The organism is Akkermansiaceae bacterium (assembly GCA_024233115.1).
Taxonomy (GTDB): Bacteria; Verrucomicrobiota; Verrucomicrobiia; order Verrucomicrobiales; family Akkermansiaceae; genus Oceaniferula.
Window position 1 is genome coordinate 390,592 of sequence record JACKQB010000003.1, and the last position, 26,742, is coordinate 417,333.

The following is a 26,742-nucleotide window of genomic DNA, read 5'->3' on the forward strand; positions in this document are numbered from 1 at the left end:
ACTGTCGCCCGTCCAACTGGGAAGCTGGGGTGATCGACGCATAACCCCTTCCACCTCACCGTTTCCTAACCAGCTCGATGTGTTTCTGCACCCGGGCCGCGTCTTCCTTTTTCCCCAGAAGCTCGAGGCAGCGTTTTGCACCTAACAAAGATGACATATTGTTAGGGTAACGCTTCAACCCCTCTTGATAGGCTTCATAAGCAGCTGCGTTATCCCCCGTACGAAGGTAGTACTCAGCGAGCCGGTTTTCCATGGGGGAAATCACAGCGGGCGGCATCATCAATGAGGGAATCCCCTGTTTATCACGGGCCGATCTAAACCAGTTGGATGCCGCCATCCTCATGTCTTCCGGGCCATTCAACGCAATTAACCCTGCGAGCTCCATATCATAAATGGCCAGACTGCTACCGGCATTGAAATAGTGTGAGTAATCGCTCGACCGCATCGCCCCCTCGGCCACCTTGGCCATGGAAACAATCCGGCTCCGGAATGTCACATCGCGCAACGTCTTGGCGGCGGTGAGGTCTTGTGCGGCGATCGCTTTCCTGCTGCCAATATAGGCACTCAGTGCCTCCACATAGACTCCGGCCAGGGTAGGATACTTGGCATGGGCGGCGTAGGGAGCCAATGCTTCCTTGCTGGGAAATGATTCCAGCGCACGGTTCAAGTCCCCGTCAGCTCCATGGGCTGCATACAGGCGGGCGGGAAGCGTATATCCACACCAAAGAAGAATCTGGTTTCCCGGAGAACGTGGCCTCTCAGGATCGAGTTTCATCGCCCTGATCTCCTTGGCTACCCTCATGGCACTAGGAAAATCACCGCGCTGGTAGAGGGTATTCGCCAGATAACATTTTGCTCTGATATACCCCTCACAGTCATTCGGCCCGACCCCTTCCCGCTTCATCCATTCGGCATAAAGCTCGGCTGCCCGGGTAAAGGCCCGCTCGGCAAGCAGATAGTTCCCGGCACGCCATTCGAAGTGACCCAGCGTGTGTTGCCACGATGGCACGCGTGGGCACTTTTTCACCAGTTGCCTGGCGTAGGGAAGTATTTCCTTTTTAATATCCATCGCCTGGTTGGGGACCTCGGCATTCAGTGCCAACCAGAAGCCGAGCACCATCGGATTGTCAGGATGCAGTTTCAGAAGCTCACGCGTTTTCTTAATGGCAAAGTCCTGCTCCAGCGAGGGGTTGCCTAACACGTCATAGCCACCACGCGTCATAAACACCGACAACAACCGCGCCTGGATCGCTTGCGGATACTCCTCTGCCACTTTGTGAAACAAGGCACCCGCCGTGCGGGGACTGGTCGACAACGCAGCCGTCGCCAGGACAAATTTCTTTTCCACCATGGGATAACGCCCCGCCTTCCCCTCCGCAACAGCTTTGTCATCGGCATCCAGCAGATCCAGCATCCGCTCCACCGCTACCCTGCGGTATTCCGAATACTCACTGTAGGGTTTGGCCAATGCCAGCGCCACGCCACAGTATGCCATCAGACAATCCTCGTCCTCGACCAGCGCAGCGCAGAAATGCCGGTAGGCTTCAAAATCCCACTGGGCATGTACCAGGGCCAGCCCCTGCTGGACATGCTCACGTGCCTTCGGCGATGGGGATGAAATACTCATCTTGATACCCACCATGTCCGGGCGAGGCTCGGGCACCGCCATCTTGGCCACACGGGCATCCACAACCTGATTGAGTGAAAAAGGAACTTTTTTCTCCGGCTTTCCGGCAGCCGGGGTGACCGGGACTTCCTTGCCAAAGCCCACCGTCGGCACCAAAGCCATGGCAAGCAGTAAAATGAGTGAGTGCCTGCAGGACAGTCTGCGAAAGGTGGTGCGAATCATGAGCGGACTATTCATCATAAACATAGACCCTGCCAGAGGAAAAACGTTGGAAATCGATGCCCCCTGGTTCGCATAGCCCTGCGATTTTTCCATACACGTCACAATCGCGCATTGAAAGATCCTGCGAACCTGCCAGATTCCCTCCCAGATATGTCCAATAGTTTCGGCCAACTTTTCCGTATTTCCACCTGGGGTGAATCCCATGGCGGTGGTGTCGGCGTCGTCATCGACGGCTGCCCACCCCGTATCCCGCTCTCAGAAGAGGATATTCAAACCGACCTCGACCGCCGTCGTCCGGGGCAAAGCGATATCGTCACACCACGTCAGGAAAGTGACACCTGCGAGATTCTTTCCGGTGTTTTTGAAGGCCAGACGCTGGGCACCCCCATCGCCATCCTTGTCCGTAACAAGGACCAGCGCCCGTCATCGTACACCGAGATGAAGGATAAATACCGCCCGTCCCACGCCGACTACACCTATGACGCCAAGTACGGCACCCGCGCGTGGCACGGTGGTGGCCGTGCCTCGGCCCGCGAAACCATCGGCAGGGTCGCAGCCGCAGCGGTCGCCAAAAAAGTCCTCGCCAAGCTCTACCCCGACCTCGAAATCCTCGCCTGGGTGCAATCCGTCAAAGACATCGAGGCATCCGTCGACGCCCATACCGTCACCGCCGAAACCATCGAATCCAACATCGTCCGCACCGGAGACCCGCACGCGGTTGAACCGATGACCAGGCTGATCAAGGAAATGCGCAATACCGGAAATTCAGTCGGTGGCGTGGTCGAGTGTATCGTCCGTCACGCCCCGGCCGGTCTCGGCAACCCGGTTTTTGGGAAACTCGAGGCCACCCTCGCCCACGCCATGATGAGCCTGCCGGCGACCAAGGGTTTCGAGATAGGCTCAGGTTTCTCTGGCACCCAGCTCACCGGAGCCGAGCACAACGACCCGTTTTTCATGGACGGCGATACCGTGCGTACGACGACCAATAAATCCGGCGGTGTCCAGGGTGGTATTTCCAATGGTGAACACATCATTTTCCGCACCGCATTCAAACCGACGGCCACGATCATGACCGAACAACAAACGGTCACCACCAGCCACGAGGACACCGAGCTCAAAGGCCGGGGGCGTCATGACGCCTGCGTGCTTCCCCGCGCCGTCCCAATCGTGGAGGCCATGACCGCACTCGTCCTCTGTGACCACGCCCTCCTGCACCTCGCGCAGTGTAGTGCGACGTAACGATTCCATCCCGCATTTCATCTGATGAACTTCCAAGATCTGGGCGCCACGGGGATCATCGTCATCGTGATTGCGGCCTTTGCCGTCATTGGCTTTCTCAAAGGATTGATCCGCACCGTCCTGGCTATGGTTTGCCTTGGGATCGCTGGCTACACCGCACTCTGGGGGCACGAGCATGCCAGCGACCTCACCGGGCCGTGGATCAACAACCCGGGCCAGTGGCTGCCCAAGATCATCGCCCTGATCACAGGAGTCGTGGTCTTTTTCATCTGTCGCCACGCGCTGAAATTCGTCGTCGATCCCTTCAACCAGTCCTCGACCGGTAAACGTATCGGCTTCGGCCTACCTGCTGCGGCCCTGAGCCTTTGCTCGGGACTTGCCATTCTCTGGCTCGCCTTCACGGGCATCCGCTACGGTGGCTCAATCGCCGAACTCCGTCACACCCAACACAAGATCCTCAAGGGCACTGCGGCCCCCGTCGGCACACAACCCACAGACGTAACCGGTGCCTACGCCACCCCCTTGCTGCTCAAAGCCAAACACGCACTTGATGCCAGCTCGGTGGGCAAATGGCACCAACATACCGATCCCTTCTACAGACCGGGAAAAGTCGCCCTCTGCCAGATTCTCATCCTCTACCATAACTCCCAGACACGCAGCAAAATGCTTAAAACCCCTGAGCTGAACGCACTCCTCAATCGTTCCGATTTTCTCGAGCTGGCGTATGAAAGCTCCATCAAGGAACACGCCACCTCGGGTAATCCAAGAGCCCTCTATTCTGCCGGACAGATTCCAAAAACCCTCGCCAACCCTGAATTCATGGAACATTTACAGCAGGTAAGCCCTGAACAACTGTCGAAATTCATCTCCAAATAAGCGGGTCCATCGAGCACATTTCTGCGCAATAATCCGCGCAGCGATCTACAGGATACGCGAGGCAGTATTGAAAAATCTTGATACACTCACCGAGTCTTCCTAAGACCCCGTGCACATGAACGTCCTCGCGCTCACCATCCTCATCAGTGTTTGCCTTGCTGCAATCTTCATCGTCTGCTTCATCGGCGAGTTGAGGAAACCCCGCAAACGAGGCATCGAGCACCATGCGCTAATGCCCCTCGATGACGATATGCCCCTTTCCAAACATCCGATAAAAAACCAGCCTACACCGCATCAATAAAACCTCTAACCACACACCATGAATACACCCACCAATGCCGCTACCACCACGATTGTCTATGATGACAAGACCGTGCGACGCTTCATGATCGCCTCCATCATTTTCGGCCTCGTCGGAATGCTGGTCGGCGTTATCGCCGCCTTCCAGTTGAACTTCTGGCAAATGAACGGCAAATTCCTCGAATACATTACTTTCGGATACTTCAAATCCGAGGGCGTAAGCTTCCTGACCTTTGGTCGACTACGTCCGCTGCATACCAACGCAGCCATTTTTGCCTTTGTGGGTAATATGATGTTTGCCGGTATCTACTACTCGACCCAGCGTCTCTGCAAGTGCCGGACCGCATCCGATTTACTTTCCAACATCCACTTCTGGGGCTGGCAGCTGATCATTGTTGCAGCGGCTATCACCCTGCCAGCCGGCCTGACCCGTGGCAAGGAGTATGCCGAGCTGATCTGGCCGATCAACATCTGCGTTGCACTCATCTGGGTAGTGTTCGCTATCAACTTCTTCTGGACTCTGGCCAAACGCCGCGAGCCCAACCTCTACGTTGCGATCTGGTTCTACATTGCCACCATCATCACGGTGGCCATGCTCTACATCGTCAACCACCTCTCCCTGCCCACCAGCCTGACGCACTCATATCCCGTTTTCGCCGGAGTCCAGGATGCCCTGGTCCAGTGGTGGTATGGTCACAACGCCGTGGCCTTCTTCCTGACCACCCCGATCCTCGGTATCATGTATTATTTCATGCCCAAGGCCGCCGGTCGTCCAGTCTACTCTTACCGACTGTCCATCATCCACTTCTGGGCACTTGTCTTCATTTACATCTGGGCCGGTCCTCACCACCTGCTCAACACGGCCCTCCCCCATTGGTTGCAAATGCTCGGCATGCTCTTCTCCCTGATGCTCTGGGCTCCTTCCTGGGGTGGTATGCTCAACGGTCTGCTCACCTTGCGGGGTGCCTGGGATAAACTCCGCACCGATCCCGTGATCAAATTCTTCGCCGCTGGAGTCACCTTCTACGGGATGGCCACTTTCGAGGGACCTCTTATGTCCATCAAGGCGGTCAACCAGCTCTCGCACTACACCGACTGGACCATCGGCCACGTTCACTCCGGAACACTCGGTTGGAACGGTTTCATGGCTGCCGGTATGTTCTACTGGATGGCTCCAAGACTTTGGAAAAACAGCAAGGGCTCCGACGGCGGCAGTGTTCTCTGGCGTGAGAGCTGGGCGAACATGCACTTCTGGATCGGCACTGTGGGTATCCTGCTCTATGTCGCCTCCATGTGGGTTTCCGGAATCATGGAAGGCCTGATGCTCAGTGCTACCAACGAAGCCGGCACCACACTGAAATACGGCAACTTTGTCACCGTTACCCAGGCCAAGCACATCATGCTGCTATTCCGCGGTATTGGTGGACTGCTCTACCTCTCTGGATTCATCATGCTGGCGATCAACATCTTCAAGACCATCCGCATGAGCTCTGCCGTGGATGCAACGGCTGAAGTTCCTGCCGAGGCTCCCGAAGGCACGGACGACGCCCGCGGACTGAGCCTTGTTTTCCGCAACGATCCCATCACCTACACTTTCTGGGTGATCATCTTCGTGATTCTCTGGATTTTCCTACCCAAGGGAATGGACATCGGTGCCCTGGTGATCGCCTGCGGTTTGACGCTCCAAGCCATCTGGGTCTTTTCAAGAAACCCCGGACGTTGGGCCGACCTCTACGACTCCCTTGAGAAGAACTGGGTTCCCTTTACCGTCCTGGTATTCATCGCTGCCGCCTTGGGTGGCGCGGTGCAGATCATCCCCACCGTCATTGCCCAGAAGGGTGAATACATGGATGATCGCAGGCAGGTGCTCTACACACCACTGGAGCTTGCCGGTCGCGACCTCTACATCACCGAAGGCTGCTACAACTGCCACTCGCAAATGATCCGTATGCTCGAGGGTGACATCCTGCGCTACGGCAAGTCCCAGCTTAAGGACAAGGACGGCAATAGCCTCGAAGGTGGCTACTCCCGCATCGGCGAGTCCATCTACAACCACCCGTTCCAGTGGGGCTCCAAGCGCACCGGGCCAGACCTTGCCCGTGAAGGTGGCGTCCGTTCCGACGGCTGGCACTACAACCACTTGGTCAACCCAAGAAGCACCTCTGACGGATCGATCATGCCGGTTTACGATTGGATGCTGGACAAGAAAACCGACGTCAAAGCCCTGCCAGGCAAGATTGCCGCGCTTACCAAGCTTGGCGTGCCTTACGAGGCGATGACCGAAGACGTCATCGAGGATAAAGCCAAACTACAGGCCCTCGAAATCGCCCGTGGTCTGGTTGCCGCCGAAGTTGTCCTGCCCAAGGACCTGGAACAGATGGACGACGAAGCTGAAATCGCATCAGCCCTTGCTGAACGCCAGATTGTTGCCATGATCGCCTACCTGCAGAAGCTCGGTGCTTATGAAGTGATCGATAACAAGGACGCCGCTGCACCCGCCATTACCAATCCGGATCAGAAACACGCGGCCGGTGAGCCTGAGTCCAAGTAAGCCTCCAGCTAAAACCCAACCCTACAACATCATGTTCAAAGCAATAGTCACCGATGAAGGGGCCGTCGTTCAAGCGAGCGTCGCCTTCTTCCTCACCTTCTCCGTTTTTTTCCTGATTATGATCAGGGCATGGCGTGTCCGCCGTGTCGACGACGACCGCGTTGCCAACCTGCCACTTGAAGACGATTCAGAAACATCCCACACCCACTAGACCATGAGCCAAGACTCCAACACCCCATCCAAAAAGCCTGCTGCAAAAGGCGGCCCCGTTCTCCGCGATCACGTATTTGACGGCATCCAGGAGTTCGACCAAAAACTCCCTAACTGGTGGCTTTTCACCTTCTACATCGCGATTGTATTCTTCGTCGGATACTGGGTCGTTTATTACAGCACGAACTCCATGCAGACACCTACCCAGTCGATCGATGCCAGGATGGCAGCCATTGAGGATAAGAAAAAACAGGAACTCGTCGCCATGATGGACAAGCTCGACGACAAGGTGCTCATCGAGTGGAGCCAGAACAGCGATATCACAGCGGAAGGCAAAGCCGTCTACGAGCAGTATTGCATCGCCTGCCACGGTCCAGACCTCAACGGTGGCGTCATCGGACGTTCACTCATCGACGACCAATGGGAGTACGGCGGCAAGCCCATGCAGCTTTTCAACCTTGTCCTCAACGGCAGCCCCGCCGACGCCAAGGGGTTCAATGGCCAGAAAATGCAAGCTTGGAAAGATCTCCTCGGTCCAGAGAAAGCGGCCAAAGCTGTGGCCTACGTTGTGAGCAAATCACCTCACGTTGACAAAAACTAAGTTTAACCTAGTTTTAGCCTAGCATTAGCCCGACACAGCTTACCCCCCTGTGCCAATGAACCGCAGGACCCATGGCCCAACACAAAAATCCGAACCTCGACTCCGTCACCACCATCAATGAGGACGGGTCCCACTATAAGCTGCACCCAGCCAATGTATCCGGTAAGTTTACATTGGCCCGGCGCGTCGTTGGTTTCATCATCATCATCATTTATGCCGCCCTGCCGTGGATAACCATCAATGGCAACCCGGCGGTGTTCCTCGATACCGCTAACCGGGAGTTCCACCTCTTTGGCATCAGCCTCGATGTCCAGGATCTCTGGGTTCTCTTTTTCTTCATCTCCGGACTCGGCTTCTCGCTCTTTTTTGTCACGTCCTTGTTAGGCCGGGTCTGGTGTGGCTGGACCTGCCCATACACCGTATTCCTCGACCACATCTATCGTGCGATTGAGCGATTCATCGAAGGCGATGCTCCGGCCCGCAAGAAACTCGACAACGCCCCGCTGACGGGAGGAAAAATCTTCAAGCGTGCGGCGAAACACACCTTGTTCATCCTGTGCTCCACCATCATCGCGCACATTTTCATATCCTACTTCGTTTCCCTGAAGGGTCTTTACGGATTCATCCAGGAGGGCCCGGGTGCACACACCCTTTCCTTTGGTGCGATCGCTTTCCTCACCCTCGTTCTCTATTTCTGTTTTGCCTGGTTCCGCGAGCAGTTCTGCGTGGTGATGTGCCCCTACGGACGGATTCAGTCGGCTCTGTCCGACGACGATACCATGGTCATCGGCTACGACAGCAATCGGGGCGAACCCCGCGGCAAGGTCAGTGATCCCAACAATGGCGACTGCATCGATTGCCGCCGCTGTGTCAACGTCTGCCCCACCGGCATCGATATCCGTGACGGGCTGCAACTCGAGTGCATCGGCTGTGCCGCGTGTATCGATGCTTGTGATGAAATCATGGACAAAATACACCGCCCGCGTGGCCTGGTGCGTTATTCCTCACACAATGCACTGCATGGCATTGCCACTAAAATCCTTCGTCCGAGGTTCTTTGCCTATCTGGCATTAATGCTGTTAGGAACCACCGCCTTCGGGGTCACCATGTATAAAAAGGCGCGCCCCTTTAATGCGCAAATCAACAAAATGGCGGGCTCCCCGTTTCAAAAGGACAACACCGGGGTAAGAAACATCTATCAGATCCACCTGTCCAACAAACGCAACATTGAGAGTGCCTTTGACATCACCCTCAAGGATGCCCCTGAATGGATCGCCACCAGCGGCACGACCGAAGGAATCGTCCTCAAGGCCAAGGAAAAGAAAACCTACAATCTCGTAGTGATTGCGCCGGCTGACAAATACGATGGCACCTTCAAGTTTAAAATCGTCGTGCAGTCCCGCACCGACAACTCGACGGTTGAGAACGAAGTCAGCTTCCTCGGGCCAAGCCCCAAGCTCTACCGCAAAAAAGCACTTCAGGCCAAAGAATCCGCTGCCCTCCCCGCAGCCCAACCTGCTCCGTAGGCAACCACCTGCCTTGAACGTCACACCATGCTTGAACTCCCCAAAAAGCGCCCATGGCTTCTCATCATCCTGTTCTACCTCCTGGTCGTAGGTGGCTGGGTTGCTTTTTACGTCCTGGCCAAAAACCATTCGGGAAACAAACGCACCCCTGAAGAAGCCGAGGCCCTCCTCAAAGAGGCCGGCTGATACGTTTTGAGTTGATCATCACTCAACTCTTGCAACCCAGAATTCTCCTATCCGCCCGCCATGATTGAAACCATCAACACGCCGGCACTTGCCTTTGTGGCCGGTGCCATCACCAGCGTCCACTGCGCGGGTATGTGTGGTCCGATCGCCTGTTCTCTGACGGCGTTAAAAAAAGAGGAATCCAGCCGCTACGGAGCCGCCGTTTTCTATCACGGGGGACGCCTGGTTTCTTACGCCGGCATCGGTGCCATGTTAGGTGCTGTCGGCTCCAAACCCCTGGAGTTCTTCCACCACTCCTCCATGAGTTTCCTGCCGTGGGTACTGGTCGGTGTCTTTATCGCCATCGCATTGGGGTTGGAGAAAAAAATCCCCCGTCCTGCATTCCTTGATCGCTGGGCGGCAAGGCTTCGCTTCAAGGCAATGAAGGTATCCGCCTCAAAGGGAGCCCTGGCAATGGGACTGGCCACACCGCTTCTGCCCTGTGCTCCCCTCTACATCTTTTTTGCCGTATGCCTGGCGACAGGATCTGCCATTCAAGGTGCCGAGTTCGCCCTCTCCTTTGGCCTCGGAACCGTCCCCCTCCTGTGGGCAACCCAGTTGGGTATGCAGAAACTCCAGCTGAAGCTCGGCCCCAAATATGTCACTCTGCTGCAGCGTGGTCTGGCTGTGATTGCAGCGCTTTTTATCGCCAAACGGCTTCTATTTGACCCCACTCCGCTGCTTTTACCGGAGCCAGCCACACCAGGTGCCGAGCCCACAGAGCAAAGCGCCCCCCAAGCCAGCCCGGACGGCAAATACGGATGATGCAGCTAACATCGCACTTGCCCTCCGCAGTTGCGGGACGGGGCAAATCCTTATGCAAACCCCGGAGCGAAGGTTTTTCTTTGCCGGACTGACGCAGCGCGTGCCAGGCCGCGATGAGTGGGAAGTCGTCTGCTGGGTTCAGAGCGAGTTTAGATCCCTGACGCTGTTGCCTTCCATAATTTCGAGGGATAATAGCTTCATGCCCATTGGGCGCAGTCCGCCATCGATCCATTGTTTAAAACATTTTCTCACCGCCGCCTCAGAGTGCTTCTGCATGTGCGGCTTTGGCCACATCCACTCGGACTGAATATGATGCTCAGTACATAAAACAGAGAGGTCCCGAGGTATTGAAATTTTACTCGCTGTGCAAAATCCGTAAAGTGACAGTAAGTGAACCGCCTGCACCGGTATGACCGCCGTTGGCTCAAACCGCTTCAGCGAATCACGCCAAAAACGGAACCAGTCAGTCGGTTCCGAGCTAACAAAATTGGGAATATCCAGAATCACATCACGTCTATCATCATTTGATCCGATAAACCGGTGATATCCAGCGGTAACCGCTTCGTGGAAATAATTTGCGATCGGTTCCGTGTGGTAGTTCGGGATCATAATCCGACGATGCCCGTGGCGATACAGATAGGAAATGAGCTGATCGATCTGGTGGCAAAAATCAAACCCATGTGCCGTGGCGTTTTTCATATCCCCCGGCCACAATCCTCCCATGGAATAGGTTGGCAATAGTCTGGCGGCTTCCTCGAGCCATTCAGAGCGCGGAGCGATCAGCACAATGGCAACGGCCTGGTAGCGTTTGATAAGCTGCTTGAGTTGGTTTTTGGGTTTGCTGTAGCGGTCATAGTTGACCACTTGAAAAGCCACATGACCACCCCCATCGCTCCACGTGGTTTGCAAAACATTCACGTTGCTGAGGTGGCGGGCGCTAAATTCCTGCTCGGAGCAATGCAGCACCAGGAGTGTTCCTTGATGCGGATCATTTTTCCTGGGCTGGGGCGATGGACGGATGAGGATATTGCGCTTTTTCCCTACTTCGGCGGGGGCAATGACCTCCTCCTCCTCCAGGAGCAGCATGCTGGCCATGCAGGTCTTGCGACTCACCCCGTAGTGGTTTGCCAGGCTCCTGCACCCAGGTAGATGATCGCTCCACAGTCCCTTTTCAATATCATCACGCAGCCTAACGGCAACACGCACAGGTAGGGGTAAAGTGGCTTCGATGGGCTTCATTTCAGCTGAAGTCTTGGGAGAAAAGTCGCGAAATGTCGAGCCTAAACCGGACTACTGAGGGGACCGGTGAAACGTGGTAAATCCCCATTGTGCATGCTTGGGGGATATCTATTTTGCAGCAGTGCTGGTTATCAAACGAGCACCCGGGAAAAATAAACCACACAACCAATCAAACATGATGAAATCTACATTACTATCAGTCGCAGCCAGCACCGCAGTCACTGCATTTGGCATCCAGGCCAGCACGGCTGCTGTTCTCGCCAGTTATGCAACCGACAACGTATTCCCCATCTTCGCCTCCTCAGGTGAAATACCGGAGTCAAGCGCATCTTCACTGTTCACTGACAACATAGACACAGCCCAGATGACCGACCAGGGCAGCTCTATCCAGGTGCGCTCCGACCAGTTCAACGCAGGTGACGCACCCACCACCGGGGCAAGTGACCGGCGCTTCTTCTGGATAATCGATGCGGGGGCGGGCAATGAAATAGCGCTCGAAAACGTGCAATGGCGGTTTGGTGCCACGACAACCAACCAGTATGTCGAGAGGAACTACAGCATCGTTTACATCGCCACTGACCTGAACTTCACAAACATCATAGCCACTTCAACTGTTCAGACAGTCGGTGTAGCTGGAAATGGCGGAACTGTTATTAATAATCTCACCTTCACCGAGGACTTGGGAGGCTCGAAATACGAGAAGCTGTATTTCGGTATGGGGGTCAATTCCTTTGCATCCAATGCGTCCGGGACCAAGTTCCTGGACTTCGAAAGTATCACCGTCAACGGTACCATCTCGGAAGTTCCCGAGCCAAGCTCCACAGCACTGCTCGGCCTTGGAGGACTGGCCTTGGTGCTGCGCCGTCGTCGCTAGGTTCATCAACCAGATTCTAACAAAGACCATTGGGGGACTGGTTTGATGGCCGGATTCTCCAATGGTCTTTTTGATGCATCAGGCCGGGAACCGTGAATGGTTATTCTCCGTTGCGTCAGGAAATGGTGTGGATTCATTTATCAGGCGGGGTAATAACCACATCAAGGGCTTGGTGGACATGGCTGACCAATCTGGAAATTCTCGAAGAAAGCGATGCCTGGCAAAATCGATTCCTGAGAAACGTGTCTTGGCAGCATGGTCATCAGTCCTCGGGCCATAGCAGATTCCGCACATTCTATAGCAGGGAATGAATAGCCGTATCAGGTAATCCTGTCACTATTGCCGTGATTATTCGCTTGCTCATCCATCTAATATGACCGTGTGAGCCGGTCACCATAACCATCAGACAAACTCTATGAAAAAAAACCTAATCGCCACCACCGTGTGTGCAGCCGCCGTTACCTCATCCGTCCTCGCAGGCCCAGCTCCTGTTGATTCAGAAAAGACGATCATCGATCCACCTGCCGCTGGGTTTGACGCTGCGCGCCGTCCTATTTCCAACCCGACACTCTTTGATCTGGCCATCCCACGTACCAACGTGCACCCGATCTACATGTATCAGACGATGCCTTCAAGAATAGCACTGGCTGGTGGTGGCACACTGCCTCTTGGCGGTGACTTCAGCGTTTACGCGCTTCAGTTTGAATATGCTCTCAACGACCGTTTCTCCATCATTGCAACCAAGGATGGCTATATCGATTTCAATCCTGACAACACCCTCAACGAGGACGATGGTTTCGCCGACCTCGCTGCCGGTGTGAAGTATGCGTTTATCCTCGACCCTGTGCAGCAACTCGCCGTGAGCGGCTCCCTGGTTGTAGAAACCTATTCCGGTGACAGCTCCGTCTGGCAAGGCAACGGCGAGGGTGCCGTCAACCTCAGCGTCGCAGCACTCAAACTGGCCAATCAATGGCAGTTTGCCGGTGCGCTCGGTGTACACCTCCCCTTCGATGAAGACGAGGAGTCCGTCACAGGCTTCATGAGTGCCCACGTTGGTTACAACATCACCGACCGCCTGTATGCACTGGCTGAAGTGAACTGGCACCATGTCATTTCCGAAGGTAATGGCACCGCAACATTCGGTCCCCAGCTTGGCAGCACCGTCCCGACGATAGCTGGCTTCGAAGGTGGCGATCTGATCAACCTCGGAACCGCCAACCCTGTGAAAGACATCGTCACAGCAGCCATTGGCGTCCGCTACAGACTTTGCGACAGCGCTGACCTCGGCCTTGCCTACGAGATTCCTCTGACTGACGAAGAGGAAAACCTCATGGAAAGCCGTATTACGGTCGATCTGGTCGTTACCTTCTGATTCCCTTCTGATTAATTATTGGGGTTGTTTCGGGAGTGCTTGGCTAGGCCAGGCACTCCCGATTTTTTCTTCCCATCCCCCCGCATCACGACTAGCACTTCCCCGTGGCCGAACAACCTGACAATTGCATTCACTGCGGAACCCCCTTGGAGCCATCGCAGAGAGAATCCGGATTCTGCTGCACCGGTTGTGAATTTGTCCACCAACTCATCCACGACGAGGGGCTGGAACAATTCTACGACCTGAAAGGCGGTGAAAACTCGGCTCCGTTACGGGACCAGCCGTTTCAGCAATACGATTTCACCTGGCTTGAGGAAACGGTCCTCAGCTATGAACAAGAGACACCGGACTCCCTCACCACCGAGTTTGAGGGCAGCCTCCAGGGGATCTCGTGTATTGGTTGCGTCTGGCTGGTTGAAAAACTGTTTCTGCGCCACCACGGCGCGGTCCGCTGCGATATCATCCCCACCACAGGCAGCATCCACCTCACCTGGTCGCGTGGTGAACTCGACATCCTCGAATTTGCCCATGAGTTACAAAAATTCGGCTATCTGCTAGGCTCGGCCAGAGCCGGCAGTAAACACTCGGGGGAATTCCGCCAACTCGGCGCCCGGCTCGGCATCTGTGGTGCGTTTGCCATGAACGCAATGGCATTCTCGCTGCCGCGCTACCTCGACATGCCGGATGACTTCGCCTTTGCCGGTATCTTTGATCTGATCACCTTCCTGTCGGCCACCCTCGCCATGCTGGTAGGTGGCTCGTGGTTCATCAAGAGAGCCTATTACGGCATCCGCACTGGTGTGCTGCACATGGACACCCCGATCGCACTCGGCGTGTCACTGGCCTACCTCGGCTCGCTCGCAGGCTGGATGTGGCGCTATGAGGAATTGAAGTACTTTGACTTTGTCGCCATTTTTATTTTCCTGATGTTAGGTGGCCGGTGGCTGCAAACGGCCGCTGTGGAACGCAATCGCAACCGGCTGCTAGAGCAGACACCCGTGCCGCGGAACGTCAAAAATGCCGATACCGGCGAGACCGTGGACATCGATGCCATCCAGTCCGGCGACCAGTATATTCTCCCAGCCGGTCAAACCGCGCCCGTTTCCTCGGTGATGGCCGGGGGCAGTGCCGATTTCTCCCTCGAATGGATCAATGGCGAGCCCGACCCGGTCCACCGCAGCACCGGCATGCCCGTTCCCGCGGGAGCCATTAACCTGAGCAACCACCAAGACGGACATCCGACGGTGCTCACCGCTGAAGAGGACTGGAAGGACTCCCTGCTCGCCAAACTCATCAAGGCCAGCGAGCTGGTCACCCGTTCGCCGCTGATGGAAAAAGTCCTACGCTACTACCTGACGGCTGTGTTTGTGATCGGAATCGGCGGTGGCCTGACTTGGCTACTCATGGGCAGGCCGGTAGCAGCGGCGTTGCAGGTCACCATTTCAGTTTTTGTCATCTCATGCCCGTGTGCCTTGGGAGTCGCCCTACCTCTCGCCGACGAACTGGCATCGGGACGCATGCGCACCCTGGGGGTGTTTATCCGCAAAGCTGCGTTCTGGAGTCGGCTGCGATTGATCAGAACCATATTTTTCGACAAAACAGGCACCCTGACGATGGATCTGCCCGAGTTGACCAATGCCGTCGAGTTAGAGAAACTTGATGATCAGACCACCACCCGCCTTGTGCTGCTGTGTTCCGGGTCGCGTCACCCCCTGTCCCGCTCGGTGATGCGCGCTCTGGGGCTGCGTGGGCAGACTTTGTTAGCTCAAGCAGCGAAGACCAAGCCCCCACGGCCTGAGGACATCCCCGGACTCGGCACCCGGATGACCGACCAGCAAGGCTCGCTCTGGTCGTTGGGAAAATGTGGCTGGGACGGCAGCTCAACGGATATGGTGGACGCCACCCGCCCAGGCTGCGAACTCCGCCACAAGGGCGGGCTGGTCATCTATTTCCAGTTCCAGGAGGCCCTTCGTCCCGAGGCAGCCAAGACCCTGCAAAGGCTGGCTCAACTCAACCCGCATATTTTAAGTGGCGACCACAACGAACGTGTCGACCAGATCGCGGCCATACTCAAAATCAATCCTGACAACGTGCACGCAGGCCTCAGTCCTGATGACAAGGCTGATCTCGTGGCCAGGATCGACCCTGGTCATAGTCTGTTTCTCGGTGACGGTGCCAATGACTCGCTGGCCTTCGATACCGCCGCGATGACCGGTGCCGTGGCGGGGCGCGGCCTGCTCGAAGCCAAGGCCGACTTCTATTTCCTGTCAAGTGGCCTGCATTTCCTCCCCGCCATGTTCCGCTTGGCCGACAAACACGCCCAGGCCGTAAGGACGGTATTTACCTTCAGCATCAGCTACAATCTGATCGCCGTAGCCGTGTGCCTGGCCGGGCTGATGAACCCGCTGCTCGCCGCCATCCTTATGCCTTTGAGCTCCATCATCTCGCTGGCCCTCGTCGGTATGACACTGCCGGTAAACAATCGTTCCAACGAACTCATTGCCAAATAAGTTCCCGTACGTTACAATCCGCGTAACAATGAGCGGAGAAAGAATCCACCACCTATCTGAAGCGATATTCCATCGACTCATCGAGAGCAAGTCATTCAGCGAGTATGAGGTCGCTTTCAGGTCGGCGACAGGCCTACCGATGCGTCTCGTTGAGGCTAACCCCAACTCCTGGGACCTCAAGGAACGCCGGAAAAACCAAAGCGGTTTCTGCGAAGCCCTCAACACCTGCGATAGCGCCTGTGAAGCCTGTATCAAGGTCAACCGCGACCTTATGCACAAATCGGCGATCAAGGGGCCGACATCCTGTAACTGCTTTGCAGGCCTCAGCGCGACCTCCATCCCGGTGTATGCCGGAACGATGGTTGTCGGATACCTGAAAACCGGCCAGGTTTTCCAGAAAACCCCGTCTCAAGAAAACTTCGATGCCGCCATGGCCGATCTCAATGACAGACATTTTACGGCCAAACAGATTGAAATGCTCAAAAAAGCCTACTTCGAAACCACCGTTGTTAGCCCCGAGCGCTACCAGAGCATGGTCACCCTGCTCGACCACTTCGCCCGTGAACTTTCGGCGCAAGCCGAGAAACTCGCCATTGCCGCAAATGAAGAAGAGCCTGAATCCATCAGTCGTGCCCGTGAGTACATCCACTCGCAGCTCGATGAATCGATCAGTCTTCCTCAAGCCGCACGAGTCGCGGGTATGAGCGAGTCACATTTCTGCCGCCAGTTCAAGCTGGCCACGGGTATGACGCTCACCGAATACGTTAATTACGCGCGTATCCTCTGGGCCAAGAAGGAGCTGCTCAAGCCCAACGCCCGGATTTCCGAGGTCGCGTTTATGGTTGGCTTCCAGTCGCTTTCCCAGTTTAACCGCTGCTTCGCCAAATTCCACGGCGGCTCGCCCAGTCAGTATCGTGACGAGGTCGCGGCACTGCCAGCTGCCAAAGTCGCCAAGGTTGCCAGCTAAGAACAAGACCCGTATTTTCAATCCAGGCTTTACATCAAAAAGCGGAACGGTTGCCCGTTCCGCTTTTTTTATGGTGGCAATAGAATATCTCCGCTTTACTTGGCCAGCTCAGCGAGCTTGGCGCGGGTGACGGGCTCTTTTACATCTGCCCACTTGGCGCGGTATTTGGCAGCATCTTCCTTGGTTACGGCAGCGGCGGTGTTTCCGAGCGAGGTGCGCACGTAAGTCATGACATCCGCAAGTTTTTGATCGTCATAAACAGCTTCAAGGGGGGCCATGATACCAATGTAATCGGTACCTTCTTTTTTAATCCCCTTGAGGATCACCAAAGCGAGTACGGAAGGATCACCTGTGGCGATCTTGGAACCAACCAGTGGAGGTGCCATTTTTTTGTCGCCAACCGGCAGACCTGTTCCGTCGGGATTGTGGCAGGCACTGCAAGTGGTGTAAGCTGCTTTTTGCGCGGCTTCATCGGCATGGGCAACCATCGTTGCGAATCCGACAAGCATGGGGGTCAGGAGTAATTTTTTAATCATAATGTGATATGTTGGAGTGATTGGATGCGGCCGCCAGCACAAATACCGGGGTGCCCGGCAACTATTACATAAGTTTTCGGGATTTCCAGTGCTTTCCTCCGGTGGTGACATATTTTCGGATGTTTGGCCAGGCCGACCAACAAATCCATCAAATGTGCCACAATCGGGCGTTGAACTTGCCCCCGTATTCGGCTTAGTTCCTCTCGCGACTCATAATACGCGTTTCCCGTTATCATGCCCATTTCAGATTATATCGTCACCATCGGACTTGAGGTCCACTGCCAGATCAAGTCGAACAGCAAAATGTTCTGTGGCTGCGCAACCAGCTTCGGCGAGGAGCCCAACAGCAACGTCTGCCCGGTTTGCCTTGGGCTTCCCGGCGCGCTGCCGGTGCTCAACAAACACGCCATCGAGCAGACGATCCTCGCCGGCATGATGCTCAACTGCACCACGCCCCCCGTTTCCAAATGGGACCGGAAGAATTATTTCTATCCGGACATGCCGAAGAATTACCAGCTCACCCAGTTCGATTTACCGCTGTGCATGGGCGGCGGCGTGCCGCTCTACGACCTCGCCTATCCCAAGGAGGTGCAGAAAAACATCCCGAACCCGGGAAAAGTCGTCAAGCTCACCCGGATTCATCTGGAGGAGGATGTGGCGAAGTCCACCCACCACGCGAGCAACTCGACCATCGACTTCAACCGCGCGGGCACGCCGTTGATGGAGATTGTCTCCGATCCGGACATCGAGACACCCGAGGAGGCCTTCGCCTATCTCAAGTCGCTGCAGCAGATTCTGATCTACGGGGGGATTTCCGACGCCGACATGGAAAAAGGCCAGATGCGCTGCGATGTCAACGTTTCCCTGCGCCCGCACGGCCAGAAGGAACTCGGGGAAAAAGTGGAGCTCAAGAACCTGAACTCGATCTCCGCCGTCAGGGCGGCACTGCACCACGAGATCGAGCGCCAGGCGGAGGAGCTCGACGCGGGTATCGCGCAGATCCAGTCAACCCGCCGCTGGGACGCCGACATGGGGGAAACCCAGATGATGCGCACCAAGGAGGACGCCCACGACTACCGGTATTTCCCGGAGCCCGACCTGCTGCCGATCCAAACCGCGGAACTTGTCGGCAAAATGCGTTCGCGGGTGCCCGAACTCCCCCATGAGAAACGGGAGCGTCTGGAGCAGGACTTCGGACTCAGCCCCTACGACGCCGGTGTGCTGACCAGCGACCAGAATCTCGCCGACTACTTCGAGCAGGCCGCCGCAGACCCGCGCCTCGGCAAAAAAGTCGCCAACTGGATCACCAACAGCGTGCTCGCCAAACTCAACGAGGACAACGCCGGCATCCTCGAATGCCCCCTCCCCCCCGGCCACATTCTCGAACTCGTCCAACTCGTTGACGCGGGCACCATTTCCAACAACCAGGCGCGCGAGGTCTTCACCGCCGTCTGGGAGAAACCGGAAAACCAACCGGCGGCCGTCGCCAAGGCCATGGGCTTCGAACCCGCCGACACCGGAGCGATCGAGGGCATCATCGACGAGGTCATCGCCGCCAACCCCGACAAGGTCGAGGAGATCCGCGGCGGCAACGACAAACTGCTCAATTTCCTCACCGGCCAGGTGATGAAAGCCTCCAAGGGCAAGGCGAACCCGAAGATGGTGACGGATACGCTGCGCGGGAAACTTCTCTAACAAACACTGTCATGCCGCAGGAAATCATACGTTCTCTGTTCAGCCTGTTTGAACGCAACGAACTCAATCCCATCCTCGTCGGCGGATGGGCTGTTAGTTACCATGGGTACCCCCGAACTACCCTGGATATCGATTTTCTGCTCTGTTCCGATAAAAAAACCGAGCTAACAAGCCTGCTTGAGCCATTGGGTTACAGCCCGTCCAGCAGTGGCACCATGGTCACTCGCTATGCATTCAAGGACCCCTGGTATCCCATGCTCGACATCCTCTGGGTCGACCCGGATACTTATCAAGAGATGTATTCCCACAGCGAAGAACCTCCCCACTCGCCCGTCACACGCGTCATTTCGCTCCAAGACCTCATCGCTATGAAACTTCATGCCATGCATAATCATGAGGAGCGCGACGGCAAAGACCTGTTGGACATCCGCACGCTACTGCGTTACAATAAGGGAGTCATCAGTGATCCCGAACTGAAAAAGCTTTGCTCCAAATATGGCCCCGATAACGCTTACGCAATGATCACATCCCCATCTGCATAAAATGAAAGACAAACTCATCTTCCCAAGCTCCGGATTTCCCGAGCCTGTAATGGGGTCCATACCTTTCCCTCGTTATGCCGAGTGGATTTGCCAGCAATTGCTGGATTTATACAATCAGGGCAAACTTGATGAGTTGCGGGAACGGGAACGCCCCGAACTCAACGGCACGCCATTTCGTTTTCGCCCTGATTTCCGCACCCAATAACTTCAAGCTTGCCGTGATCCGCATTTTTATTGTTTTAAGCCTGACGACATTTCTCTCCCATGCCGGTGTCTATGGCGACCTCGAGTTCGGGGACAGCCGGGAAACCGTCACCCGGAAAATGTCGGCCAGCCAACTGGTCGAGCAAACCATCGACAGCACGTTTTTTGGCAGGACCGGACTCAACGGGGTCTTCAAGTGCAAGGCGAAGCTCGCGGGCCTCAGCTACCACCTTTACTTCGGGTGGAACGAAGACGGAGGTCTCAACGAGGTCACCCTGCGCTCCAGCGAACTCAGCATGGAGGAATACGGCAGGGGGCTGCGCCGCGCCTGGGGGGAGGCCGAGGCCCTCTTTTCCCAGGTCTATCAGAAGCCGTCACAGAAGGCTGACTATCCGGATCAGAAGGCGTTCACAAAACACAACATCCTCATTTCCCACGTCTGGCATCGCGGTGAAAATCAATCGATCCTGATGGGGCCGGGCATCGACAAAGGCAAATGCTTCCTCGCCATCCGTTATGTGAACCAGCGCATCGTGCTGCCCAGCCTGCCGAAGAAGCCGAGCAACCCGAAAAAAAACCGGTAAGCGGCGGCACCAGAATCAGCCGCCAACACGGCACTCATGCGCCGGACTGGATTTTTCCTCGCTCCATGTGGGTGTGAAAACCCGCGAGCTTATGGATTTGCCGACGGGAGTGGGAGACCATGACAATGGTGTACTGGCCTGCGAGTTCCAGGATCAGGTCCTCAATGAGTTGCCCCACCTTGGGGTCCAGCGACGAGGTCGGCTCGTCCAGGAGAAGGATTTCCGGTTCGAGCGCGAGCGCCCGCGCCAGGCAGAGGCGTTGTTTTTGCCCTCCCGACAACGACTCGGCCGGCTTGTTCAGGCGGTCCTTCACCTCTGACCACAAGTGGGCCTGCTGGAGCGCCTGTTGCAGACTTTGCCCGGCTTCATCGCCTTTGAGCCGCTTGACCACTTTGAGCGGCAGCAGCAGATTGGACGCAATACTGCCGGGCAGGACGTTCGGGTTTTGGAAAACCATGGCCACTTTTTGCCGTAGCCGGGGAAGCTCGGCATCGCTCAGTTGATAGATGTTCCGGCGTTGGCCTTCGAGGTCGATCACAACCTCACCCCGGGTCCTGCATGCGTCAAAGCAGTCGTTGAGTCGGTTCAATGTCCGCAGCAGCGTCGTTTTTCCCGAGCCCGACGGTCCGGAGAGACAGTGGATGCTGTGGCGGCGCACCGCGAGCTTGATCCGGTGCAGCACCTCGTGATTACCAAAGGATACATGGAGATCCGAAATTTCGGCGGCAAGGTCGTCTGTGCTTGTTGTTTGATTAAGATCCAAGGTTGAAGCGTTTGTTGTTAGTGATGATCCCGGCGATGGAAAAACTAGCGGCGGTAAAAAACATGAGTGTTAGAGCCGCCCCAAAAGCCATGGCGAGTTCATCCGGGGTTTGATACTGGGCGCTGTAGTAAAAAATGGCGAACGGCAGGGCTTCATACCGCTCGAACAGCCCACTGGGTAATCCCGCATTGGCCACCACACCGGTAAGCATGATGACAGCCGTGTCTTCGGCGGCGCGCCCGACCGACAACATCACGCCACGGCCGATCCCCTTGACCGCCTTCGGCAGCAGGATGTGCCGCAGGCTTTGCCAAGGCGACATCCCGAGCGCCTGCGCGGTAAGCCGGAGGGAAAACGGGACGGCCTGCAGGGCTGTGCGCGTTGTTCCCGCCAGATACGGAAGAATCAGCATCGCCAGGCAGCTTGCCGAGAGCAGAAGGCATGCGTTGGCGGCGGGTGAGATGTATTGCCTGAAAAAAAGAATCAGCGAGAACCCGAACAAGCCCATTAGGATGGATGGTATCCCGGCAAGGACATCGACGGCGAGACCAAGTACGCGCGCGAGACGGGAATGGTGGTATTCCGACAGCCAAATGCCGGTCGCGACACCCGGCAAAAAGGCCAGGGCGAGAGCCAGCATGACCACCATCAGCGTCCCCACACAAGCCGGCCAGATCCCGTCCCAGACAGGCTGCCGTCCCAGCAATGCCTGCCATGCCGGGGTGTCTCCAAAAAACAGGGGCGCGCCGAGCGTGGGAACCCCTTTGTAGGTGATCAACCCGATCAAGTAACCCATCGCCACCAGCAGTAGCCCGACACTGAGGTAACATCCCGTCTGAAACAGCCTCGCTTTCATAACCCGGCTCCTTCCATCGCCCGGATTTGCCTGCCCCCGACCGACCGGGTGAGCAGGGTGACAAACAAACTGATGGCTAACAGAACCAGCCCCGCCGCAAACAGCGAGTTGTAGGCCGCGCTACCTTTTTCGGTTGCGATCACCAGTCCGATGTGGGCGGTGAGGGTCCTGATGGAATCAAACGCACTATCCGGCATCTGGGTGGCATTTCCAGCCAGCATCAAAGGCAGCATGGTGTCGCCGATCGCCCGGCTGAATCCTAGTATGGCAGCCGTCGTCAGCGCCCGGACCGAATGCGGGATCACCACATACAGAACCGTCTCGCGCGGACGCATCCCCAGGGCCGTCGCCGAAAGCGCGATGTTCTCGTGGAATGGCGTCAGTTGGGAATCCAGGATCATCACCATCACCGGCAAGATCAGCAGCACCACCATCATGACAGCGGCCAGCAAACTGAAGCCCGAGCCCTGTCCAAAAACATCACGCAGCAGTGGAATCAGTAAAAACAGGGCCGCCAACCCGTAAACAACGGTGGGTATGCCCGCCATCAACTTGACCAGGTAGCGGACGACGCGGGTGGCCATCGCCCGGGGATGTATCAGGCAGAATCCGCAAATTCCGACCGCCATGGGAAAGGCGGCCAAGGAGGCGGACACCGCAAGCAGGGCGGAGCCGACAATCATCGGCACAATACCAAAGCGTCCCTGCCCGGGCTGCCAGACCGAGGAGAAAACCTGCGTGTCCCGGGCGAGAAACACAGGCAGTGAAAACCAGAGGATAAATCCAATGAGCAGGGCGAGCAGCACAAAAACCACACCGACAAGCGCCCGCAGTAGAAATGCCGACCACCAATCGCCCCGCGGATGGTTTTTTTTCCGCATCAGTTCCGCATCAGTTTTGCGCCGCCGCTGGAATCGGGATGTATCCGGACGAGATGATGTGTTTGGCACCCTGCGGCCCCTGGATGAATTCGATCAAGGCCTTGGTCAGTCCCGTGGGCTCCCCCTTGGTGTTCATGAAGAGCTTGCGGACCACCGGATAGGTTCCATCGACACAGGATTGTTTGTCAGGGGTGACGCCGTTGAGCTGCGGTGCCTTCACCGTGTCATCCATGTAGCCAACACTGCAGTAGCCAATGGCGTTGGCGTCGTTGGACACCGCGGTTTTCATCGCACCATTCGACGCCACCACATTGGCACTGCTCGCGACGGGGCTGTTGTTGAGCAGCTTTTCCACAAAAACATCCCGCGTGCCACTCGCCTCGTCACGCGTAAACAGGTTGATCGTTTGGTCCTGCCCGCCAAGCTCCTTCCAGTTGGTGATTTTCCCCGAGTAAATTGCGATGACATTTTCGCTGGTCAGATTGGCCACCTGGTTTTTCGGGTTGATGATCACGGCGACCCCATCGATGGCAAACGGAAAAGAGACCAGGCCCTGGCTGGCTTCGCTTTCCTTGAGGGGGCGTCCCGTGTTGCCGATATCGACCAATCCTTTCGCCACTTGCTGCGCACCCACGCCGGAACCGCCGCCGGCGATTGTTATTTTGACGTCGGGATTGTAGCGCATGATGTCCTTGGCCGCTTTTTTCATCACCGGGATGTGGGCGGTTCCTCCGGCGATGTTGATGGTGCCGGACTGGCCGTCAAAGACTTTCAACTCCGCGAGCTCAGCCGCTGAGGCGGTGCTGTCATTGTTTTGCCGTTGGCATGATGAGCCCATTGCGAGCCCCAGAAAAATAGCGGTCAACTGGATGGATCTTGATTTCATAGATACCGTAAAATCGCACAACTGCCCCGGTAATAACCACCGATATCCTTGATAATTCGGCGCATAAAATACCATCCCCAACAAATGGCCTCCGCAGCTGTTCATGACTTACCGGGCCAGCGGACCAGATCCCTCCACGCGCAAATTTAATCCCCTCTCTAGAAAAATTTCGCGTGCATTTTTCTGCGTTCGGATATTCATAGACGCCATGAAAGCACTCGTCAAATTCAAGCCCGAAGCAGGTCTCTGGTTGGAGGATGTTCCGGAACCCGAAGTGGGGCCGATGGACGTCCTGATCAAGATCAACAAAACCTCCATCTGCGGCACGGATGTACATATTTGGAAATGGGACAAGTGGGCCCAGAAAACCATCCCGGTCGGTATGACGGTCGGCCACGAATACAGCGGCACGATTGCCGCCGTCGGCAATGGCGTGACCGATTTTGAAATCGGCGAGCGCGTTTCCGGCGAGGGCCATATCGTCTGCGGCCACTGCCGCAACTGCCTGGCGGGCCGGCGCCACCTCTGCCCTAACACCCAAGGCGTGGGCGTCAACCGCACCGGTGCCTTTGCCGAGTACCTTTCCATACCCGCCCGCAACGCCTACAAGGTGGATGCCTCGATCCCCGAGGACATCATCTCCACCTTCGATCCACTCGGCAACGCCGTCCACACCGCCCTTTCCTGGGACATGGTCGCCGAGGACGTGCTGATCACCGGCGCCGGACCGATCGGCTGCATGGCGGCGGCCGTCGCCAAATTTGCCGGAGCACGCCACGTGGTTGTCACCGACGTCAACCCCTACCGTCTCGACCTTGCCAAAAAACTCGGCGCCACCCGCGTGGTCGATGTTTCCAAGGAGTCGCTCGATAACGTGAAGAAGGAGCTCAACATGAACGAGGGCTTCGATGTCTGTCTGGAAATGTCCGGCCACCCGAGCGGCCTCAACGACATCCTGCAACACTCGTCCAACGGCGCCAAGGTGTCGTTGTTAGGCATCTTCCCGGACGATGTCGCCATCGACTGGGACAAGGTGATTTTCAAAGGACTGATCCTCAAGGGCATCTACGGCCGGGAAATGTTTGAGACCTGGTATAAGATGACCTCGATGATCCGCGCCGGGCTGGATATCGCCCCCGTGATCACCCACCGCTACCACTACACGGAGTTTGCCAAGGGATTTGAAACCATGCTGTCGGGCCAGTCGGGCAAGGTGGTTCTTAGTTGGGATTGATCGATGAGCCTATCTGTTGAAAAAAACGCCGACGACCTCGGTATTCCCCACAATATCGAACGACATATTTTTCTCTGCTGTGACCAGGGGAAAGACAAGTGCTGCAAGCGTGACGACAGCTTGGTCTCATGGGGCTACTTGAAAAACCGGCTCAATGAGCTCGACCTCAAACCGGTCGGCAGGGTGTTCCGCACCAAGGCGAACTGCCTGCGCGTCTGCACCCAGGGCCCCATCGCGGTGGTTTACCCCGATGCCGTCTGGTACCACTCCTGCACACCCTATGTGCTGGAGCACATCATCGACAAGCATTTGATAGGCGGCGAGATCGTCAAGGAATTCCAGATCCCCTCCCCTGCATCCCCTTCAGGTCGCGACTAGAACTTCCACTCCCCTTTGTCCAATTCACAGACACAGGCGGCGAGTAGTTTGATGCAGTTCTCGATGTCCTTTTTATCCGACATCTCGATACTCTGGTGAATGTGCCGGGTCGGGATGGAAATGGCTCCAGCGATGGAGCCCCCTGGTGTCATCCGTTGCAGTCCTGCCGTATCCGTCCCTCCCGCACCCAGGATCTCGGGTTGCCAATCGATCTTCTTCGCAGTAGCGGTCTTTTTCATGTAGGCAACCATCCGGTAGTCGCAGATCGTGGAGCTATCCATGATCTTGATGGCCGCTCCCTTGCCAAGCTGGGTCACCCGCTCTTGTGGCAGCGCCCCCGGTGTATCAAAGGCGATGGTGGTATCGAGACCAAATCCAAAATCAGGCTGAATGTCCAGTGTACTTACGTTGGCTCCCCGAAGGCCGACTTCCTCCTGCACTGTGAATACCGCGTAAAAATCATAGGCTGGCTTACGCCGGCTCTTTTTGATCGCGCGCAGGGCTTCAAGGAGAACAAACACGGAGACCCGGTTGTCCAGCGACTTGACATTGACACAGTCGCCCAACTCTAACAAATCACTACGGCGCGTGACCGGATCACCGATGGTCACCAGCTTATCAACCTCTTTTTTACTCATTCCCAGATCGATAAAATAGTCGGTGAGCTTGAGGTTCTTGCCACGCTCTTCAGGCGTCATAATGTGGATCGGTTTGCACCCCATCACACCAATCACATCCTTCTTCCCATGCACAATGACCCGCTGGGCCGTGAGCGTTTTGGGGTCGAACCCACCAAGGGGGTTGAAACGGATAAAGCCGTCATCATCAATGTGGGTGACAATAAAACCAATCTCATCCATGTGCGCGGCGGCCATGGCTTTCTTCTTTGAGGATCGTCCTTTTTTCAAGGCGACGACGTTACCCATGTTGTCGACCCGCACGCTATCAGCGAGTCCTTTCAGTTCCTTGAGAACCAGTTCACGGATCCTGGTTTCAAAGCCGGGGGCACCGGGAGCTTCACAAATACGGGCAAGTAACGGGACATCGATAGGCATACGCTGGAAACTAGCTATACCACG

General features: G+C 56.2%; 26 protein-coding genes and 1 pseudogene. 19 read left to right on the forward strand and 8 right to left on the reverse strand.

The features are described 5' to 3' along the window. Positions 1 to 55: 55 nt before the first annotated feature. Positions 56 to 1,849 (reverse strand): tetratricopeptide repeat protein, encoded by a 1,794-nt coding sequence (locus H7A51_09605; GenBank protein ID MCP5536472.1) that lies wholly within the window; start codon positions 1,847 to 1,849, stop codon positions 56 to 58. A 150-nt stretch (positions 1,850 to 1,999) separates the two neighbouring features. Here H7A51_09605 and aroC point away from each other — a divergent pair, with 150 nt between their 5' ends. From aroC to H7A51_09650, 9 genes are all read left to right on the forward strand, one after another. Beyond that, positions 2,000 to 3,088, forward strand: coding sequence for a chorismate synthase (gene aroC / locus H7A51_09610; protein ID MCP5536473.1), 1,089 nt, complete (start codon positions 2,000 to 2,002; stop codon positions 3,086 to 3,088). A gap of 24 nt (positions 3,089 to 3,112) precedes the next feature. Next, positions 3,113 to 3,964 carry a CvpA family protein gene (locus H7A51_09615; protein ID MCP5536474.1) on the forward strand — a complete coding sequence of 284 codons (852 nt, stop codon included), beginning with the start codon at positions 3,113 to 3,115 and terminating at the stop codon, positions 3,962 to 3,964. A 115-nt stretch (positions 3,965 to 4,079) separates the two neighbouring features. Further along, a complete protein-coding gene (locus tag H7A51_09620; GenBank protein ID MCP5536475.1) occupies positions 4,080 to 4,265 on the forward strand; it encodes a hypothetical protein in 186 nt (61 codons plus the stop codon). Positions 4,266 to 4,283: 18 nt separating this feature from the next. Beyond that, a complete protein-coding gene (ccoN, locus tag H7A51_09625; protein ID MCP5536476.1) occupies positions 4,284 to 6,815 on the forward strand; it encodes a cytochrome-c oxidase, cbb3-type subunit I in 2,532 nt (843 codons plus the stop codon). Between the two features lie 31 nt (positions 6,816 to 6,846). After that, a complete protein-coding gene (locus H7A51_09630; GenBank protein MCP5536477.1) occupies positions 6,847 to 7,026 on the forward strand; it encodes a hypothetical protein in 180 nt (59 codons plus the stop codon). A 3-nt stretch (positions 7,027 to 7,029) separates the two neighbouring features. Continuing rightward, entirely contained in the window at positions 7,030 to 7,626 is a 597-nt protein-coding gene (locus H7A51_09635; GenBank protein ID MCP5536478.1) for a c-type cytochrome, read from the forward strand. Between the two features lie 71 nt (positions 7,627 to 7,697). After that, positions 7,698 to 9,152: a cytochrome c oxidase accessory protein CcoG gene (ccoG, locus tag H7A51_09640; protein ID MCP5536479.1), complete on the forward strand. Its 1,455-nt coding sequence runs from the start codon at positions 7,698 to 7,700 to the stop codon at positions 9,150 to 9,152. A gap of 27 nt (positions 9,153 to 9,179) precedes the next feature. After that, positions 9,180 to 9,338, forward strand: a complete 159-nt coding sequence (locus H7A51_09645) for a hypothetical protein (GenBank protein ID MCP5536480.1) — start codon at positions 9,180 to 9,182, stop codon at positions 9,336 to 9,338. 60 nt (positions 9,339 to 9,398) lie between these two features. Then, positions 9,399 to 10,142, forward strand: coding sequence for a sulfite exporter TauE/SafE family protein (locus tag H7A51_09650; GenBank protein ID MCP5536481.1), 744 nt, complete (start codon positions 9,399 to 9,401; stop codon positions 10,140 to 10,142). Positions 10,143 to 10,280: 138 nt separating this feature from the next. Here H7A51_09650 and H7A51_09655 read toward each other — a convergent pair whose 3' ends face one another. Beyond that, entirely contained in the window at positions 10,281 to 11,381 is a 1,101-nt protein-coding gene (locus H7A51_09655) for a substrate-binding domain-containing protein (GenBank protein MCP5536482.1), read from the reverse strand. Positions 11,382 to 12,183: 802 nt separating this feature from the next. Here H7A51_09655 and H7A51_09660 point away from each other — a divergent pair. The 4 genes and pseudogenes from H7A51_09660 (at position 12,184) to H7A51_09675 (ending at position 17,104) form a co-directional block, all read left to right on the forward strand. Next, a pseudogene (locus H7A51_09660) lies at positions 12,184 to 12,255 on the forward strand (PEP-CTERM sorting domain-containing protein). A gap of 415 nt (positions 12,256 to 12,670) precedes the next feature. Then, positions 12,671 to 13,627: a hypothetical protein gene (locus H7A51_09665; GenBank protein MCP5536483.1), complete on the forward strand. Its 957-nt coding sequence runs from the start codon at positions 12,671 to 12,673 to the stop codon at positions 13,625 to 13,627. A 104-nt stretch (positions 13,628 to 13,731) separates the two neighbouring features. Continuing rightward, on the forward strand, positions 13,732 to 16,137 hold the full coding sequence (locus H7A51_09670; protein ID MCP5536484.1) for a heavy metal translocating P-type ATPase metal-binding domain-containing protein: 2,406 nt from the start codon (positions 13,732 to 13,734) through the stop codon (positions 16,135 to 16,137). Positions 16,138 to 16,165: 28 nt separating this feature from the next. Continuing rightward, positions 16,166 to 17,104 (forward strand): helix-turn-helix domain-containing protein, encoded by a 939-nt coding sequence (locus H7A51_09675; GenBank protein ID MCP5536485.1) that lies wholly within the window; start codon positions 16,166 to 16,168, stop codon positions 17,102 to 17,104. A gap of 95 nt (positions 17,105 to 17,199) precedes the next feature. Here H7A51_09675 and H7A51_09680 read toward each other — a convergent pair whose 3' ends face one another. Continuing rightward, positions 17,200 to 17,640: a cytochrome c gene (locus tag H7A51_09680; protein MCP5536486.1), complete on the reverse strand. Its 441-nt coding sequence runs from the start codon at positions 17,638 to 17,640 to the stop codon at positions 17,200 to 17,202. Between the two features lie 234 nt (positions 17,641 to 17,874). Here H7A51_09680 and gatB point away from each other — a divergent pair, with 234 nt between their 5' ends. The 4 genes from gatB to H7A51_09700 are packed head-to-tail and all read left to right on the forward strand — an operon-like array spanning position 17,875 to position 20,665. Beyond that, positions 17,875 to 19,335, forward strand: a complete 1,461-nt coding sequence (gene gatB / locus H7A51_09685) for an Asp-tRNA(Asn)/Glu-tRNA(Gln) amidotransferase subunit GatB (GenBank protein MCP5536487.1) — start codon at positions 17,875 to 17,877, stop codon at positions 19,333 to 19,335. Between the two features lie 11 nt (positions 19,336 to 19,346). Next, positions 19,347 to 19,877 (forward strand): nucleotidyl transferase AbiEii/AbiGii toxin family protein, encoded by a 531-nt coding sequence (locus H7A51_09690; GenBank protein MCP5536488.1) that lies wholly within the window; start codon positions 19,347 to 19,349, stop codon positions 19,875 to 19,877. 1 nt (position 19,878) lies between these two features. Further along, positions 19,879 to 20,082 (forward strand): hypothetical protein, encoded by a 204-nt coding sequence (locus H7A51_09695; GenBank protein MCP5536489.1) that lies wholly within the window; start codon positions 19,879 to 19,881, stop codon positions 20,080 to 20,082. A gap of 13 nt (positions 20,083 to 20,095) precedes the next feature. Beyond that, a complete protein-coding gene (locus H7A51_09700; protein ID MCP5536490.1) occupies positions 20,096 to 20,665 on the forward strand; it encodes a hypothetical protein in 570 nt (189 codons plus the stop codon). A 34-nt stretch (positions 20,666 to 20,699) separates the two neighbouring features. Here H7A51_09700 and H7A51_09705 read toward each other — a convergent pair whose 3' ends face one another. The 4 genes from H7A51_09705 to H7A51_09720 are packed head-to-tail and all read right to left on the reverse strand — an operon-like array spanning position 20,700 to position 24,051. Continuing rightward, a complete protein-coding gene (locus H7A51_09705) occupies positions 20,700 to 21,428 on the reverse strand; it encodes an ATP-binding cassette domain-containing protein (protein ID MCP5536491.1) in 729 nt (242 codons plus the stop codon). Continuing rightward, entirely contained in the window at positions 21,418 to 22,284 is an 867-nt protein-coding gene (locus H7A51_09710) for an ABC transporter permease subunit (GenBank protein MCP5536492.1), read from the reverse strand. Before H7A51_09710 ends, H7A51_09705 begins: the two co-directional genes overlap by 11 nt. Then, positions 22,281 to 23,165, reverse strand: a complete 885-nt coding sequence (locus H7A51_09715; GenBank protein MCP5536493.1) for an ABC transporter permease subunit — start codon at positions 23,163 to 23,165, stop codon at positions 22,281 to 22,283. The genes H7A51_09710 and H7A51_09715 overlap by 4 nt, the downstream gene beginning before the upstream one ends. Positions 23,166 to 23,175: 10 nt before the next feature. Next, positions 23,176 to 24,051 (reverse strand): phosphate ABC transporter substrate-binding protein, encoded by an 876-nt coding sequence (locus H7A51_09720; protein ID MCP5536494.1) that lies wholly within the window; start codon positions 24,049 to 24,051, stop codon positions 23,176 to 23,178. Positions 24,052 to 24,259: 208 nt separating this feature from the next. Between H7A51_09720 and tdh the strand changes: the two genes are divergently transcribed. Both tdh and H7A51_09730 read left to right on the forward strand, forming a co-directional pair. Beyond that, positions 24,260 to 25,285, forward strand: a complete 1,026-nt coding sequence (gene tdh / locus H7A51_09725; GenBank protein MCP5536495.1) for an L-threonine 3-dehydrogenase — start codon at positions 24,260 to 24,262, stop codon at positions 25,283 to 25,285. Between the two features lie 3 nt (positions 25,286 to 25,288). Beyond that, the gene (locus tag H7A51_09730) at positions 25,289 to 25,663 is read left to right on the forward strand and encodes a (2Fe-2S) ferredoxin domain-containing protein (protein ID MCP5536496.1); all 375 of its coding nucleotides are present in this window, start codon (positions 25,289 to 25,291) and stop codon (positions 25,661 to 25,663) included. On the opposite strand, the gene H7A51_09735 is transcribed toward H7A51_09730, so the two are convergent. Further along, complete coding sequence (locus H7A51_09735) at positions 25,660 to 26,718, reverse strand: M42 family metallopeptidase (protein MCP5536497.1); 1,059 nt, start codon at positions 26,716 to 26,718, stop codon at positions 25,660 to 25,662. The genes H7A51_09730 and H7A51_09735 overlap by 4 nt on opposite strands. Positions 26,719 to 26,742 lie beyond the last annotated feature (24 nt).

What these genes read in the sequence shown, in the direction of transcription:
- H7A51_09605 (MCP5536472.1), bottom strand. Translation starts at nt 1,849, where the DNA reads ATGATTCGCACCACCTTTCGCAGACTGTCCTGCAGGCACTCACTCATT.
- ccoN (MCP5536476.1), top strand. Translation starts at nt 4,284, where the DNA reads ATGAATACACCCACCAATGCCGCTACCACCACGATTGTCTATGATGAC.
- H7A51_09735 (MCP5536497.1), bottom strand. Translation starts at nt 26,718, where the DNA reads ATGCCTATCGATGTCCCGTTACTTGCCCGTATTTGTGAAGCTCCCGGT.
- H7A51_09615 (MCP5536474.1), top strand. Translation starts at nt 3,113, where the DNA reads ATGAACTTCCAAGATCTGGGCGCCACGGGGATCATCGTCATCGTGATT.
- H7A51_09620 (MCP5536475.1), top strand. Translation starts at nt 4,080, where the DNA reads ATGAACGTCCTCGCGCTCACCATCCTCATCAGTGTTTGCCTTGCTGCA.
- ccoG (MCP5536479.1), top strand. Translation starts at nt 7,698, where the DNA reads ATGGCCCAACACAAAAATCCGAACCTCGACTCCGTCACCACCATCAAT.
- H7A51_09635 (MCP5536478.1), top strand. Translation starts at nt 7,030, where the DNA reads ATGAGCCAAGACTCCAACACCCCATCCAAAAAGCCTGCTGCAAAAGGC.
- H7A51_09665 (MCP5536483.1), top strand. Translation starts at nt 12,671, where the DNA reads ATGAAAAAAAACCTAATCGCCACCACCGTGTGTGCAGCCGCCGTTACC.
- H7A51_09690 (MCP5536488.1), top strand. Translation starts at nt 19,347, where the DNA reads ATGCCGCAGGAAATCATACGTTCTCTGTTCAGCCTGTTTGAACGCAAC.
- H7A51_09630 (MCP5536477.1), top strand. Translation starts at nt 6,847, where the DNA reads ATGTTCAAAGCAATAGTCACCGATGAAGGGGCCGTCGTTCAAGCGAGC.
- gatB (MCP5536487.1), top strand. Translation starts at nt 17,875, where the DNA reads ATGCCCATTTCAGATTATATCGTCACCATCGGACTTGAGGTCCACTGC.
- H7A51_09655 (MCP5536482.1), bottom strand. Translation starts at nt 11,381, where the DNA reads ATGAAGCCCATCGAAGCCACTTTACCCCTACCTGTGCGTGTTGCCGTT.
- H7A51_09710 (MCP5536492.1), bottom strand. Translation starts at nt 22,284, where the DNA reads ATGAAAGCGAGGCTGTTTCAGACGGGATGTTACCTCAGTGTCGGGCTA.
- H7A51_09715 (MCP5536493.1), bottom strand. Translation starts at nt 23,165, where the DNA reads ATGCGGAAAAAAAACCATCCGCGGGGCGATTGGTGGTCGGCATTTCTA.
- H7A51_09645 (MCP5536480.1), top strand. Translation starts at nt 9,180, where the DNA reads ATGCTTGAACTCCCCAAAAAGCGCCCATGGCTTCTCATCATCCTGTTC.
- H7A51_09680 (MCP5536486.1), bottom strand. Translation starts at nt 17,640, where the DNA reads ATGATTAAAAAATTACTCCTGACCCCCATGCTTGTCGGATTCGCAACG.
- H7A51_09720 (MCP5536494.1), bottom strand. Translation starts at nt 24,051, where the DNA reads ATGAAATCAAGATCCATCCAGTTGACCGCTATTTTTCTGGGGCTCGCA.
- H7A51_09695 (MCP5536489.1), top strand. Translation starts at nt 19,879, where the DNA reads ATGAAAGACAAACTCATCTTCCCAAGCTCCGGATTTCCCGAGCCTGTA.
- H7A51_09675 (MCP5536485.1), top strand. Translation starts at nt 16,166, where the DNA reads ATGAGCGGAGAAAGAATCCACCACCTATCTGAAGCGATATTCCATCGA.
- H7A51_09730 (MCP5536496.1), top strand. Translation starts at nt 25,289, where the DNA reads ATGAGCCTATCTGTTGAAAAAAACGCCGACGACCTCGGTATTCCCCAC.
- tdh (MCP5536495.1), top strand. Translation starts at nt 24,260, where the DNA reads ATGAAAGCACTCGTCAAATTCAAGCCCGAAGCAGGTCTCTGGTTGGAG.
- H7A51_09650 (MCP5536481.1), top strand. Translation starts at nt 9,399, where the DNA reads ATGATTGAAACCATCAACACGCCGGCACTTGCCTTTGTGGCCGGTGCC.
- aroC (MCP5536473.1), top strand. Translation starts at nt 2,000, where the DNA reads ATGTCCAATAGTTTCGGCCAACTTTTCCGTATTTCCACCTGGGGTGAA.